This is a genomic window from Labrenzia sp. PHM005 (assembly GCF_006517275.1).
Classification (GTDB): Bacteria; Pseudomonadota; Alphaproteobacteria; order Rhizobiales; family Stappiaceae; genus Roseibium.
Window position 1 is genome coordinate 4,772,331 of record NZ_CP041191.1, and the last position, 13,214, is coordinate 4,785,544.

The 13,214-nt window shown below is 56.4% G+C and carries 14 protein-coding genes; 7 read left to right on the forward strand and 7 right to left on the reverse strand.

The window, feature by feature from the left end:
- Positions 1-12 precede the first annotated feature (12 nt).
- Entirely contained in the window at positions 13-1,212 is a 1,200-nt protein-coding gene (locus FJ695_RS21580; protein ID WP_141187363.1) for a lytic murein transglycosylase, read from the reverse strand.
- A 240-nt stretch (positions 1,213-1,452) separates the two neighbouring features.
- Between FJ695_RS21580 and FJ695_RS21585 the strand changes: the two genes are divergently transcribed.
- Complete coding sequence (locus FJ695_RS21585) at positions 1,453-1,860, forward strand: VOC family protein (protein WP_141187364.1); 408 nt, start codon at positions 1,453-1,455, stop codon at positions 1,858-1,860.
- 384 nt (positions 1,861-2,244) lie between these two features.
- On the opposite strand, the gene phnE (FJ695_RS21590) is transcribed toward FJ695_RS21585, so the two are convergent.
- The 4 genes from phnE (FJ695_RS21590) to phnC form a co-directional block, all read right to left on the reverse strand.
- Positions 2,245-3,579 carry a phosphonate ABC transporter, permease protein PhnE gene (phnE, locus tag FJ695_RS21590; protein WP_141187365.1) on the reverse strand — a complete coding sequence of 445 codons (1,335 nt, stop codon included), beginning with the start codon at positions 3,577-3,579 and terminating at the stop codon, positions 2,245-2,247.
- Between the two features lie 11 nt (positions 3,580-3,590).
- Positions 3,591-4,439 (reverse strand): phosphonate ABC transporter, permease protein PhnE, encoded by an 849-nt coding sequence (phnE, locus tag FJ695_RS21595; RefSeq protein ID WP_141187366.1) that lies wholly within the window; start codon positions 4,437-4,439, stop codon positions 3,591-3,593.
- 253 nt (positions 4,440-4,692) lie between these two features.
- Complete coding sequence (phnD, locus tag FJ695_RS21600) at positions 4,693-5,610, reverse strand: phosphonate ABC transporter substrate-binding protein (RefSeq protein ID WP_141187367.1); 918 nt, start codon at positions 5,608-5,610, stop codon at positions 4,693-4,695.
- A gap of 56 nt (positions 5,611-5,666) precedes the next feature.
- The gene (phnC, locus tag FJ695_RS21605) at positions 5,667-6,500 is read right to left on the reverse strand and encodes a phosphonate ABC transporter ATP-binding protein (RefSeq protein WP_141187368.1); all 834 of its coding nucleotides are present in this window, start codon (positions 6,498-6,500) and stop codon (positions 5,667-5,669) included.
- 385 nt (positions 6,501-6,885) lie between these two features.
- On the opposite strand from phnC, the gene FJ695_RS21610 reads away from it, so the two are divergent.
- The 5 genes from FJ695_RS21610 (at position 6,886) to FJ695_RS21630 (ending at position 10,292) form a co-directional block, all read left to right on the forward strand.
- The gene (locus FJ695_RS21610) at positions 6,886-7,512 is read left to right on the forward strand and encodes a DapH/DapD/GlmU-related protein (protein WP_168206450.1); all 627 of its coding nucleotides are present in this window, start codon (positions 6,886-6,888) and stop codon (positions 7,510-7,512) included.
- A gap of 530 nt (positions 7,513-8,042) precedes the next feature.
- Positions 8,043-8,501: a VOC family protein gene (locus FJ695_RS21615; RefSeq protein ID WP_247653704.1), complete on the forward strand. Its 459-nt coding sequence runs from the start codon at positions 8,043-8,045 to the stop codon at positions 8,499-8,501.
- 49 nt (positions 8,502-8,550) lie between these two features.
- Positions 8,551-9,123 carry a helix-turn-helix transcriptional regulator gene (locus FJ695_RS21620; RefSeq protein ID WP_141187370.1) on the forward strand — a complete coding sequence of 191 codons (573 nt, stop codon included), beginning with the start codon at positions 8,551-8,553 and terminating at the stop codon, positions 9,121-9,123.
- Between the two features lie 48 nt (positions 9,124-9,171).
- On the forward strand, positions 9,172-9,795 hold the full coding sequence (locus FJ695_RS21625) for an HD family hydrolase (RefSeq protein WP_141187371.1): 624 nt from the start codon (positions 9,172-9,174) through the stop codon (positions 9,793-9,795).
- A gap of 116 nt (positions 9,796-9,911) precedes the next feature.
- Positions 9,912-10,292 carry an STAS/SEC14 domain-containing protein gene (locus tag FJ695_RS21630; RefSeq protein ID WP_141187372.1) on the forward strand — a complete coding sequence of 127 codons (381 nt, stop codon included), beginning with the start codon at positions 9,912-9,914 and terminating at the stop codon, positions 10,290-10,292.
- Here FJ695_RS21630 and FJ695_RS21635 read toward each other — a convergent pair.
- A complete protein-coding gene (locus FJ695_RS21635) occupies positions 10,276-11,070 on the reverse strand; it encodes a class II glutamine amidotransferase (protein ID WP_141187373.1) in 795 nt (264 codons plus the stop codon). The genes FJ695_RS21630 and FJ695_RS21635 overlap by 17 nt on opposite strands.
- A 17-nt stretch (positions 11,071-11,087) precedes the next feature.
- A complete protein-coding gene (locus tag FJ695_RS21640) occupies positions 11,088-12,569 on the reverse strand; it encodes an aminotransferase class V-fold PLP-dependent enzyme (protein ID WP_141187374.1) in 1,482 nt (493 codons plus the stop codon).
- Between the two features lie 104 nt (positions 12,570-12,673).
- Between FJ695_RS21640 and FJ695_RS21645 the strand changes: the two genes are divergently transcribed.
- Entirely contained in the window at positions 12,674-13,135 is a 462-nt protein-coding gene (locus tag FJ695_RS21645) for an Lrp/AsnC family transcriptional regulator (protein ID WP_141187375.1), read from the forward strand.
- Positions 13,136-13,214: the final 79 nt, after the last annotated feature.

A 13,214-nucleotide genomic window follows, 5' to 3' on the forward strand; every position in this document is an offset into this window, starting at 1 on the left:
ACCATCTGCGTCCTACCGCCCACCAAGCGCGTAGTAAACATTCCAGGACGGACGGCCGGTGACTTCCATTCCATACTTGGCTTCGGCAGCACGAATCCCTTTGCGAGTGGCCGGGCCAACTTTGCCGTCCGGGGCTCCAACATTGAAGCCATTTTTGTTCAAGAGTTTCTGCAGCTCGAGACGCTGGGCCCGCGAAAGGCCAGGATTGTTGGTCGGCCAGGGCGTCATGATCGGGTCACCGTCAGAAACAAGTTCTGACAGGACAGCAATCGCCAGACCGTAGGACGTTGAGGCGTTGTAAGACCGGAGCGCCTTGAAATTGCGGGTCACCAGAAAAGCTGGACCATTTGCCCCCGCCGGCCGGATCAAAGCCGTGTCGGCTTTGCTTTTGAACTTGCTGCCGTCCATGTTCCTCAAGCCGCGCTTGGTCCAGGTCGCCATGGAGGCGTATTTCTTGCGACCGGACGGGCCGGAATACCCCTTTGGCACCTTGACCTCAAAGCCCCAGAGGCGGCTGTTGCGCCAGCCTGCGTTTTTCAAGAAATTCGCAGTGGACGCCAAAGCGTCGGGCACAGAATTGACCAAATCCTTGCGGCCATCCCCGTCAAAATCGACCGCCAAGCTGTTGTAGGTCGACGGCATGAACTGAGTCTGACCGAAGGCCCCGGCCCAAGACCCATAAAAATCGCTCATCGGCACATCACCGCGTGACGCGATCTTTAAGGTTTTGATCAGCTCACCTCGGAAATACTTCTGCCGCCGTTTTCCCGCACAGACCAGGTTGGCCAGCGCATGCGGGGTATAGAAATCGCCGCGGAACTGGCCAAAATCGCTCTCAATGCCCCACACTGCAAGGACGATATGTTTGTCGACCCCATAGCGTTGTTCCACTGCATTCAGTGTGCGGGCGTGTTTCTTGAGATTTGCTTTGCCGTCCTCGATCCGTTCGGCGTCAACCAAAAACGCCATATAGTCCCAGATCTGGGTCTTGTATTCCGGCTGGGACGTCGAAAACCGGATAACTTTTTCGTCGTACTTGGCACCGGACAGCATCTTATCGGCAACCGCCGGCTTAACTCCTGCTGAAATCGCCTGCTTTTTCAAGGACGCAACACAGCTTTCAATGGCTTGCGCCGACGTCGCAAAACCTGAAACAGCCAATCCTGCGGCAATCGCCGTTGATGAAATCGTCTTGTAAAAACTCTGCCGCATAACCCGTCCCGCCAGCTGCTGAATCACCTTGAGCGAACGCTGGCACGTTACCGCGACGGAAATGGGGCAGAAAATGGATGTTGGAAGATATCAAGCGGAAAGCTGAGCCGGCAGCGCACCCCAAGGAGCTGAAACTCAGCACTCGGGAATCATGTGACACGTCTTCCCGCCGCGATATAGTTGTGGCTTTGCGCACCACACCTTCCCGCACCCCTTCTATCAATTTGGAGCCTTTCACCCATGACCTCAGCCATCCGATTGCGGCTGGACACGCTTGAAATTCCGGTCAGCGACCTTCAAACCTCCCGGAATTGGTACCAAACCGTTTTTGGTGTCCGGACCAGCTCGTCCGACGAAAACCACTGTCAGATGGCGGCGGAAGAAAACGACGGTCCCGGCGTCAAATTTTTGCTTGTTCAAACTGAATCTGGGCAATCCCTTGGCTTCAAGAACTCCTCAACGGACGTTGATCACAGTTTCGCAGACATGGAAGTCGATGACCTGGACGGGTTTTATGCCGCGTTGAAAGATAAGGGCATAAAGGTGCCGGACCTCGAAGAACCTAAATATGACTGGGCTCCGAAAGGCTTCGCGCTGCAAGATCCGGATGGCAACCGCTTCGGGATTTTCTCTTTCAGGAAAGATTGAAAACGAACTTGTGCTCTACCGGCCCGGCCTTGAGGTATGCAATCGCATTCGGAGATAAATGCGGACGCTGGAAGAGAGGAAGCTCTAACCGCACCTAAGGCAGTCATCCCCGACGCAGCACAGCGGAGATCGGGGATCCACTCGTTTGCGGAGCCTTTGCGGGAACCCTCACACTCTGCGGCAAGCGGGATTGCGAGTGGATCCCCGCATGAAGCGGGGATGACCGTTTCGGAAGTTTTGGCCGCCGACGTCCCGGCTGAAATCTCTCGGTCTGGATCCAGCTAATTCGAATTGGGATTGCCCAGCCTGCTGAGGCAAACAGCGATGGACCATGGTACCACACACGCGGCCGGTCCCGGCTCTGGGCCGGGACGGCGCAGATGGTTACTTGCCTTCGATCAGCTTGCGGCGGAGCCAGCTGGAGGTCTGGTCCATAATAATGACTACGACGATGGTCATCACGATGATATAGCTGGTGTTTTCCCAGTCGCGGGAGGTCTTCATGGTTTCGACCAGCATCAAGCCGATCCCGCCAGCCCCGAGCGCACCGATGACCGTCGCCGAGCGGGTGTTGGATTCCAGATAGTAGAGCACTTGGGAGACAAAAACTGGCAAGATCTGCGGGATCACACCAAAGCGGTATCGCTGGATCTGGCTGGCACCGGTCGCCCGCACACCTTCCACCTGCTTGTTGTCGATGTTCTCAAGTGCTTCGGAAAACAGCTTGCCGAGCGAGCCGGTATCAGTGAAGGCAATGGCCAAGGCACCGGTGAGCGGCCCAAGACCGAAAGCCCGGATAAAGATCAGCGACCAGATCAGCATGTCGATGCCGCGCAGGAAGTCGAACAGGCGGCGCGTGCCGAAGCGCAGGATCATGGAAGGTGTGAAGTTCCGGGCGGCCAGGAAGGCCAGCGGAAGACCAAAGAACGCAGCTGTCAAAGTGCCGAGAACGGCCATCATGATCGTCTCAAAAAGCGCAACGAAGATCTCGCCATGCTGCCAATCCGGATTCTCAAGGAACTCATTCACGATGAACCAGATGTTGGCGGTGTTCGGGTCCAGCCGGTCGGCGCTCAGAGCCAGGGCCCAGAGCTGGCTGAAGGACATGCCGTAAAGCTCTGAATGAAACGGGAACCAGAAGTTTTCCCAGCCGCCGAAATAATTGTGCACCTCGATCTTTGTCTTGGTGACCTGAACACGGCGATCGAGTGTCGGACGCGCATCCAGTTTCTTGGGGCCAACCTTCAGCCAATCCGGTTGATTGCCTTCGGGCAGCACATAATCAACACCAGAGTTGGTGGCCGTCGCAGTGATGAGACCGTAACCTGGGACCGTAAACTCCATGCGCTTGCCGGTGATTTCGACAAGATATCCTTGGCCGAGATCGACGACAGAGTTCGTCCCGTCGACGCTCACCCACTCGGGAAGGTCTTCTTCGCTGTAAGTCGCCCGGCGTTCGCCCTCAATGGCGACTTCCAGGATGTCCCGGCGCAGCAACTTGGTGACGTGGATTTTATAGGCAACAGAGTCGGTTGCGAGAATGACCGCACGTTCCGGCTGAGCTTTGGAAAGCAGCTCCGGCACACCAAAGGCGAACCATGTGTAAGCCAGATAAGTGATGATCGCGAGCGGCACAGCGATGGTTATCCAGGCGCGCTTTTTGACCTTTTGCCAAACCTCGTTTGGGGTAACCACCGGTTCAAATGTATCGACAGACATGTCCCGTCCCCCTAATGCGCGCGGCCGGATCCGACCAGCTTGCCCCTCAGGTAGGACGAAGTCTGATCGATGATCATGATGGTGATGAAGAGCAGGACGAAGATCGCGGCAGTCTCATCGCCCGCGCCCTTGCCCCAGCCGATTGTCCTGCGCAATTCCTGGCCAATGCCCCCTGCTCCAACAAAGCCGAGGATCGCAGAAGCCCGAACGTTGATTTCCAGGCGCAGCAGGAAGTAGCTCAAGTAATTCGGGGCGACCTGCGGCATGACCGCGAAGCGGATGCGCTGCAGCCAGCTGGCCCCACAGGCAGACAAGCCTTCAATCGGCTTGCGGTCGATGTTCTCATTCACCTCTGAGAAGAGTTTGCCCAGCGCGCCTGCGGTATGAAAGGCCACTGCGATCATGGCCGGTACCGGGCTGGAACCGAGGACAAAGATCAAAAACAGGGCGATGATCAGTTCCGGAAAGGCGCGCATGATGTCCATCATGCGGCGCACGACCGGAATGAGCGGACCATAACTGTCAACGTTGCGGGTCGACGCCATTGCCAAGACCACCGCCATGGCGCCACCTAACAGCGTCGCCACTCCAGCGATATTGAGGGTTTCCAGCATGGCCGGAATGTATCTGATGATCAGGCCGAAAAACGCCGGGCCCGCATCCCAGGCTTCCATGACAATTTCGCCCGGATAATCGAAGAACTTCTCCAGCCCTTGCAAGAATCCACCGGAATTCATCGAATTGGACTTCGAATATCCGGAAACCAGAACGGCAACAACCAGCAACAACCCGATCAGGGAATAAAGCTGGCGGCGTTTTCGAAGCGAGAGGATCTCTGCTTCCAGGGCGGCGACGGCCATGTTTTTTATACCTTAAATTATGCCCTTTTCCGCGATCTCATCCCGCGCTCTCCAACTCACCTGCGTCATCCCGGAAAAGCACCCGTTTTATCCGGGATCAGGGCATCACTGGCATCGCTGATGAAGCACTCGGCTGATCCGCTGGGGCTCACCGATCCCGGGTCTGCGCTGCGCTTTGCCCGGGATAACAATGAAGTGCGGTCATCGCAAAAACGCGGGCCGGAAACCGGCCCGCGTCTCACGAAAAGAACGCTTAGTTCTTGTTCTTTGCCTTACGCGCTTCAACGATGTTGACGTAAGCTTCGTGGGTGATCGGCATGAAGCCTTTGGTTTCACCGGCAGCAACGCCATAGGCGCACTCAGGGTCCATGGAGTTCAGAGACGCCATCAGAGCGGTCATCTTGATCTTGACGTCTTCCGGCAGCTTCTTGGACAGAACGATCGGACCTTCCGGGATCACCGGCGAGCGCCAGATTTCACGCAACTCGGTCATGTCAACCAGACCAGCGTCGGACGCCTTGCGCAGAGCGCCGGAGTTGTAGCCATCTTCCCACTCACCAAGGCCGTCAGCCCAGGTCACACCAGCGTCGATGTCGCCGTTGGACACAGCAACGATGGTCTGCTCGTGACCACCGGTGAACTTGACGTCGCCGAAGTAGTCGCCTGGCTCCATGGAGTAGCCTTCCTGCGGAATGGCGATGGACGGGATCAGGTAACCGGATGTGGAGTTCGGATCACCGAAACCGAAGACCTTGCCCTTCATGTCGGCAAGGGAGTTGATTTCAGCGTCGTTGCGGGCAAAGCCGATGGAGTAATAGCCGTAGCCGCCGTCAACGTTGACTTTAACCAGAACCGGATCAACGGCTTCCGGATCGGTGATGTAGACTTTTGCGTAGCCGGACGCACCGAGCCAAGCCATGTCGAGGTTACCGCCGAGCAGGCCTTCGATCACACCGTTGTAGTCAGCCGGTGCGAAGAGCTTGACCGGAACGCCGAGCAGGTCAGCGGTCTTTTCTTCAAGGCAAGAGTAAGCGCGCAGACGGTCGGACGCGTTTTCACCGCCGAGGATGCCGATACGGAATTCGGAGATTTCTTCAGCAACAGCAGCTGTTGCGTTCAGAGCGATCATGCTGACTGCAGCAAGCGCAGCAACTTTGGAAACCAGTTTCATTTGGGACATTCCCCTAAGAGTTCACTGTCGATGACGATTGACTTGGAAGCTGGCGGTTAAACCGCAGCTGCCGCCGGAGCCATCACACCGGCGGGTTCTGTTGCGCCGGTTTGACCGGCATCGATGGCGGTTGATGTTGCCGCCTCGTTGAAACTTTCATCCGCGCCATAAATCTCGCGGGCGACATCTGTGGTCAGGGCTTCTGGCGCCCCATCAAAAACAATGAAGCCATCGCGCATGCCGATCACGCGGTCGCAATAGCTGCGGGCCGTGTCGAGCGTATGGAGGTTGCAGATGACGATCTTGTTGTCGCGTTCGTGGATTTCGCGCAGGGCATCCATGACGATCTTGGCGTTCATCGGATCGAGCGAGGCAATTGGTTCGTCCGCCAGGATCATGTGCGGGTCCTGCATCAGCGCTCGCGCAATCGCAACGCGTTGCTGCTGGCCACCGGAGAGTTCCTCGGCCCGTTTGGTCGCTTCCTGGGCAATGCCAAGACGGTCGAGCGCGGAAAGCGCGCTGTTGACATCGTCCTGACCGAAGATGTTGAAGAGGCTTTTCAACGTGCCATGGCCATTTAGGCGGCCGAGCATGACATTGGTCACGACATCAAGGCGCGGAACCAAATTGAACTGCTGAAACACCATGGCGCAGTCGCGCTGCCAGCGGCGCATCATACCGCCCTTCAGGCTCAGAATATCCCGGTCGTTGAACAGGATCTGTCCCGACGTTGCCGGGGTCAGCCGGTTGATCATTCTGAGAAGGGTCGATTTGCCCGCACCTGACCGGCCGATGATGCCAACCATCTGCGGTTTGTCGATGTTGAAAGAGACCTTATTGACCGCAGTCCGGGACCCGAAAGTCTTGGTGACGTTCTGAAAGTGAATCACGCAGCAGCCCTGTCCGTGTTTGTTCGTATTGCTGCCGGACAAGAGCCATCACGCCATTACAGCGAGATGACAGCTCCTTGTCAGTCCCTTGAAGAAACAGTGACATTTCAATGACAAAAGCCTTCCGGAACATGCCGAGCGCTCGGAACGCGCCTGATTATCCTGCTTCCTCAGTGGGTTCTGCAAAGCTTGGTAAATCTTGGTTGCAACAGAAGAACAAAGCCCGAGAAGCGTGTTTCTGCGCTGAAATACTAGTCAGGGCGCCTGGCGCTATCTGAAACTGAGGAAAAGTCCAAGAATTCATGGATACGTCATCAAAGCGTCACGCTTCGTGATGTGACCAAGGCTATCCATCTGCGCCTGTCATAAATAAATGGAACAAACCATGTCCGCACCACACCAAAAACCCGACCTTACTGAAGCACCCAATATTCATCCGGATGCAATTGTCCAAAACTGTGAGCTCGGAAAATGGACGGAAGTCGGTGGGCTGACCGAAATGCGCGAAAGCCAGATGGACGACTATTCCTACATCGTTCAGGAAGGGGATGTGGTCTGGTCAACCATCGGCAAGTTCTGTTCGATTGCGCGGCGGGTGCGCCTCAATCCTGGCAACCACGCCACCTGGCGCGCCTCCCAGCATCATTTCACCTACCGTGCCGCCGCTTACGGGCTCGGTGACGACGACCAGGACTTCTTCCAGTGGCGCAAGGACGATTGGGTCACCATTGGCCACGATGTCTGGATCGGCCACAATGTGACGGTGCTGGCGGGCGTCACCATCGGCACGGGTGCGATCGTCGCTGCCGGGGCTGTGGTGGCCAAGGATGTCCCGCCCTACACAATCGTTGGCGGTGTTCCGGCCAAACCGATCAAGCGCCGGTTCACCGAAAAACAGGAAGAAGCGCTTTTAGAAATCGCCTGGTGGGACTGGAGCCACGACCAGCTCAAAGAGCGGCTTCCCGATTTCCGCAACCTGCCGATTGATGGTTTTATAGAGAAGTATCGCTGACCTATTATTTTGCAGGCAAATGAAATCTTAACTTGCATTGCAATTCCCTAAGGGAAAACAGTCACCTAGAAAGCGCCGTTTTCCGCGTGTTTTGGACACACTTTTGAACTTTCCCCGGAAGTCACATTGGTTAACAGGGTCGATTCGACAGCGGCAAAAACCTGTGTTGAACTCACTTTCAACAGCACGGCACCAGCCGGTTCCGGACCGCCAACCAGAACCTTCGGTCGTTGCCATCGCTGTCTGGGCACAGTCCCAAGGGGTCGATTTATCGGCTTTCGCGGACCGGCTGTGAGGCACCCAGAATGCGCTAGATGCGGAGCGCTCCGCAGACAGCGCCCCGGCACTCTGACGAGCAGCGGGTTATCTGTTTTGTTGGCGCAGGCTTTCGGACCTTCCGGGGTTTTGATGGTTTGCAGGCGGAGGTTTTCATCCGATTACCATCGTCGCGTTGAGATCAAGATGAACCTTTGGTGCGGCTCCGGCAGCTCCATAAGTTCGGAAAACTTGACCTGAACAGGGGGGTGTTAGTGGAAACTAACACCCTTTCTGTTTTTGTTTTCCGCGAACTTTCAAAGGCGCTTGCACTCCCTGATGCCTTGCGCAGACACACCTTGGAGTTGCACGCGCCACACCTCCTCAATCGCCTGACACTCTATGTCCGCAGCGTGAAAGATGTAGCGGATTTCTATTGCCGCCACTTCGGCTATACCGCTCTTCCGGCCGCCGGTGGCCTCATCGAATTAAAGGCACCTGATGCGGGATGCGATCTTCTGCTGCACCCGTTGGCCAAGGGCCGGAAAGCCGGACAGACGCTGGTCAAACTGGTATTCCAAGTGGAGGATGTTGAAACTGCAAAGTCCGGTTTTGCGGTACACGGGCTCGATTTTGGGCCAATTCATCAGGGCAACGGCTATCAATTCGCCAATGCCAAGGATCCGGCAGGTAATGCAATATCAATTTCCAACCGGATTTTTCAGGCGTCCTGAAGCCACTTCACAGGCTGTCACACCGCCGGACGTTTGATATAGTTGGCGCATGTCCGTTGCAATCATCCCCCTTGCCAAAAACCTTGGGCCCTCCTTGCGCCGCTGGCGGGTGATCAATCGTGTCAAACAGCAGGCACTGGCAGAGGAACTGAAGGTTTCACAATCGAAGATTTCCAGATGGGAAAACGGCACTTCAGAGCCGGAAAGTCCGGAGTTGCGGAGACTTTTAAACTTGCTCGAAGCCCGGCCGGAGACGGCTGCAGACCGGGCGCTGCAGGCTCTGGTCATGCAGTCGTCTCACCCGGTGCATCTGGTTTGTGATCTGACCCACCGGCTGCTGGCAGCGTCCCCAAAAAGAACACGCGACTGGCACATACCGCTGTCTGACTTGATGCATAAGCCCCTCTGGCGTTTTGCCTCTGGCGGCATCCGGGACGCGGAAGACACTCTCGGCGACAACGGCTGGTACGAGCCGCTCGGGCCGGACATTGTCTTTGACACCGAACGGGCTGATTTTGCCGAAATGACCATTCCGAAAAGCCGGATCCGGATTACCCGTTTGCCGCTGTCAGACGGCCGGTTTGTGCGCCTAGTGCGCGATGACGTGACAGTTGCTGCATAAATTATTCAAGCCCTCGCCGGAAACATCTGTGTGCGATAATCTCGCCGCATGACATCTGAGCCAAAAAAATCCCCTGCTCCAGCGATGGACGCTACCCGGCTGGCTGGTCTGCTTGCCTTTTTGCAAGAAGCCGAGCGGCTGAAGGATACGCTTCGATCCGGAACCACCCGGCAGAACCGGCCAGAAAGCACTGCCGAGCACAGTTGGCGCCTCTGCTTGATGGTTCTGCTGTTTGAACGCGAGCTTGCGGACATCGATATGCTGAGGCTTCTAAAGCTGTGTGTGATCCACGATCTGGGTGAGGCGATTTCCGGTGATGTGCCGGCTCCCTTTCAAACTCCCGACGATGACCGCGAAGCGGTCGAGCGCCGGGATTTCGTGGATCTGTGCAGACCTCTACCGGATGACTTGAAGGCTGAGTTGCTGGGTCTCTTTGATGAGTATTCTGCGGCAGAAACAGCAGAGGCAAAGCTCGCCAAAGGTTTCGACAAGCTGGAGACCATTCTGCAGCATCATCTGATGCCTAGTGCCGACGCGGAATTTCACACCTTTAATCTCGGCTACGGTTTGGAGCGGACTAACGCCCTCCCGCTCACCGGGCAGATCCGTGATGTGGTGGACCAGCAAACCCGCCAGATCATCAACCGGCTTACGCAGGTAAAGGCTGATTGAGAGACGAGGCGTATCGCCTACGCACAAACCCGCATTTGGTAAGCAATTTCTTGAACCTTCCCCTGACAGCCGCCACATTTTAAAGCGCCTAACAAGAACCACAGGTGGACGAGCAGATGTACAAGATCCTTCCGCGCAGTGACGGCGCCGTTTTGGGTGTCGAGGTTTCCGGAACAGTCACGATCGAAGAAGAGAAGGAACTGATCGACAAGGCCAATGAACTGGTATCCAAATACGGCAAGGCCAGTTTTCTGGTCGTTCTTGGCGATCACGTCGGCGTTTCATTTGAGGCTGCTGCGGCCGACATCAAGTGGATCGTGACGCACATGAACAAGATCGCCCGGCTCGCTATCGTCACAGACAGCAAACTCCTGGCAGCGTTGGTCGACATTGATGCGACCTTCGCCAAACTGGCCGGTATCAGCGAAAAACACTTCGACAGTGACGAACTTGATCAAGCCTGGGAGTGGATCGAAGAGACTATGCCGACGCCGTAAGCAGTTCTTCATCGCTCAAGAAAGCGCATTGCTCGACTTTGCCATCCGTGACGGCAATCATGTGGCCGTGCGGCACTTCCATCCAGCAGTTCCGGGCTTCGTCCAAGGGTTCGGACACTACCATGACGCCATCGTCGAACTGCCGGTAATAAAGCGTCGGCGGAAAGCGGTCGGAGGCATAGCGGGCGGCATAGAGCGTTTCGCCGTCCGACCAGGCAGAGGCAAAGCGCATATGCGGGGTGGTGCCGGAGTATTTGGAGAGCGCCTCGGCCTCCTGAACGGCACGGGCCATGGCCGCGCGCGGATGGTGTTTGAGCCCATAGGCGAGTGCGACCAAAAACAGGCTTTCACTGTCCGTGCCGCCCATGCGGTCGCGGTAGAGATCATCCGGGATCATATTGTCGAGCCGCCGGCGCACCTTGTCGTAGCCGCCCACCTGACCGTTGTGCATGAAGGTCCAACGGTCATAGGTGAAGGGATGGCAGTTGTCGCGCGTGGTGGCGGTGCCGGTTGAAGCCCGCACATGGGCCAGGAAATGTCCAGAGCGGATGTGCTGGGCAATCTGCAGAAGGTTCGGATCCGACCAGGCTGGGCGGACATCCTTATAGAGGCAGGGTGTCTCTTTCTCCCCATACCAGGCGACCCCGAAGCCGTCGGCGTTGACTGCGGTCTTGCAAGAAACGGCGTTCCGGCTCTGATCGATCAGAGAATGCTCGGGATCGCAGATCACTTCTTCCAGATATTTTGGAGCGCCGCTCCAGGCAGCCCATCGGCACATGTTTTTCGTTTCTCCTGTCAGGCTGCCTGTTCGGTCGCTTTGAACCGTGCGGTGGTCTCGTCGCAGGTGTAGCCGTTCGCGACAGGATACGGGTTGCGGGCCAATTCATCGACCGCCGCAATGATCTTATCCGCCTTTTCTTCGGTCAAAAGAACCGAGAAATTGAGACGCGTCCAGCCAGGCTTTTTCAGCTCCTCACCAGAAAGAATGCCAGCACGCAAGCTTTCAGATTCTTCTTTGCCGATCTCCAGCAAACGGTGCGCATAAGGACCTGCACAAGCGCAACCGCCGCGCGCCTGAACACCGTAAACATCCGACAGCATCCGGGTCACCAGTTGCTGGTGGATATAACCGCCGTTTTCCAGATCCTTGACCCGGAACGAAAACACCGGCAGCGTTTTCGCCGCGTTTGCGTTCCCAAGGATTTCAATGGCCGGATTGTCTTTCCAGGTTGCCAGCGCGCGCTCCCGCCAAGCAGCATTCAGCATGTCCATCTGATGCTGGCCGATGGCTTCCTTAACAAGAAAGCTGAGCGCTGCCCGGATATCGCCAATGACATTCGGCGTGCCGGCCTCTTCCCGCGTTGCAACCTTTTCCGAATAATCGTGCCCCCAAGGCGAGACAAAACGGACCGTTCCACCGCCAGGGAACACCGGCGTTTTTCTGCAAACCGCAGCATCGCGGACGATCATGACACCTGACGCTGCCGGCCCGCCGATAAACTTGTGAGGAGAAACAACAACAGCATCTTTCTCCGTCTCTGTTCTCGCCATCATATCGACCGGAAGATACGGGCCTGAGCCAGCGCAATCCCAAACATTGAGCGCACCATGACGCTTCAGGATGCGGGTAACCGCAACATCATCCGTGACGATGCCTGTGACGTTCGACATCAACGAAAAGGCGCCAACGGTCAGCCGTCCAGCGGATTTTTCTGAAAGAACCTGCTCCAGCTCGTCAAGATCCGGTCCACCGTCTGCGGCCTCATTGATCTCTATGACCTCCGCGCCGCTTTCCCGCCATGGCAGAATGTCGGAGTGATGCTCATAGGGACCCAGGATGACAAGCGGGTTCTCGCCGCGCTCTGCGGCACCGGAAACACCCAGAAGATGGACCAACCGGTTGAGACCGGCGGTCGCGCCAGACCCGCAAAAGACGGTCGAGAACTTGTCGCCCGCATTGCAAACCCGGGAAATCTCGGAACGGGCCGCCTCGCGCATCCGGGTCATGGTCATGCCGCAGTAAGAGGCTTCGGTATGGCTGTTGGCGTAGACCGGCAACACCTCTTCCATGACAAACTCTTCGATCTGGCGCAGCGCCCGGCCGGAGGCAACATAATCAGCATAGATCAGAGCTTTAGGCCCAAATGGCCCCTCAATTGTGATCCCGTCCCCAATCACGCCACTGCGCAAGCGTTCCAGCAGCCCGGGGGCGGAAAGCATGGCTTTGAACTGATCAAGCGCAGTTCCGGTCAATTGGGTTACGTTTGTGTGGGTCATAATCCGCTCCAAATCCTGATATTTGGATCATACGACCAACAACACTTGGATTTCCTCACATATTTTGATTGTTTGATACTCAATATTGTGTCAAATGATCCAATATGGACAAGAAATTCGATCATATTGACCGCGCGCTTCTCAGGGCGCTGCAACGTGACGCCAGAATGTCGCAGCGGGACCTGGCGGATCAGGTCGGCCTGTCGCAAAATGCGTGCTGGCGGCGATTGAAGACGCTCTATGAAAGCGGGCTGATAGAAAGTCACACGATCCGCCTTGATCCAGCCAAGATCGGTCTGAACCTGACGGTCTTTGTCATGATCCGAACCCGCCACCATTCAAAGGAGTGGCTGGAGACCTTCCGAGGTGAGGTTACCAAAATCCTGAATGTGATCGACTTTTACCGGCTGGCTGGGGATTACGACTACATGCTGAAGGTCGTGGCTGAAGATATGAATGCTTTCGATCAGATCTATCAGCGCCTGATCGACAAGGTCGATCTCGACACGGTCACCTCCTACATGACCATGGAAGCCATCGCCGACGCCCGGAATTTGCCGATTTGACGCTGTGAGGCAATTGAACTTGTATTGAGGAAACAGATGCACTTCCCTGTGCAGTCCCGGCCACAGCGCCGGGACCTAC

Excerpts from the sequence above, each read along its gene's own strand:
- phnE (WP_141187365.1), bottom strand. The coding sequence starts at position 3,579 with ATGTCTGTCGATACATTTGAACCGGTGGTTACCCCAAACGAGGTTTGG.
- FJ695_RS21610 (WP_168206450.1), top strand. The coding sequence starts at position 6,886 with ATGTCCGCACCACACCAAAAACCCGACCTTACTGAAGCACCCAATATT.
- FJ695_RS21645 (WP_141187375.1), top strand. The coding sequence starts at position 12,674 with ATGGACAAGAAATTCGATCATATTGACCGCGCGCTTCTCAGGGCGCTG.
- phnE (WP_141187366.1), bottom strand. The coding sequence starts at position 4,439 with ATGGCCGTCGCCGCCCTGGAAGCAGAGATCCTCTCGCTTCGAAAACGC.
- FJ695_RS21625 (WP_141187371.1), top strand. The coding sequence starts at position 9,172 with ATGACATCTGAGCCAAAAAAATCCCCTGCTCCAGCGATGGACGCTACC.
- FJ695_RS21585 (WP_141187364.1), top strand. The coding sequence starts at position 1,453 with ATGACCTCAGCCATCCGATTGCGGCTGGACACGCTTGAAATTCCGGTC.
- FJ695_RS21620 (WP_141187370.1), top strand. The coding sequence starts at position 8,551 with ATGTCCGTTGCAATCATCCCCCTTGCCAAAAACCTTGGGCCCTCCTTG.
- FJ695_RS21635 (WP_141187373.1), bottom strand. The coding sequence starts at position 11,070 with ATGTGCCGATGGGCTGCCTGGAGCGGCGCTCCAAAATATCTGGAAGAA.
- FJ695_RS21580 (WP_141187363.1), bottom strand. The coding sequence starts at position 1,212 with ATGCGGCAGAGTTTTTACAAGACGATTTCATCAACGGCGATTGCCGCA.
- FJ695_RS21640 (WP_141187374.1), bottom strand. The coding sequence starts at position 12,569 with ATGACCCACACAAACGTAACCCAATTGACCGGAACTGCGCTTGATCAG.
- FJ695_RS21630 (WP_141187372.1), top strand. The coding sequence starts at position 9,912 with ATGTACAAGATCCTTCCGCGCAGTGACGGCGCCGTTTTGGGTGTCGAG.
- phnD (WP_141187367.1), bottom strand. The coding sequence starts at position 5,610 with ATGAAACTGGTTTCCAAAGTTGCTGCGCTTGCTGCAGTCAGCATGATC.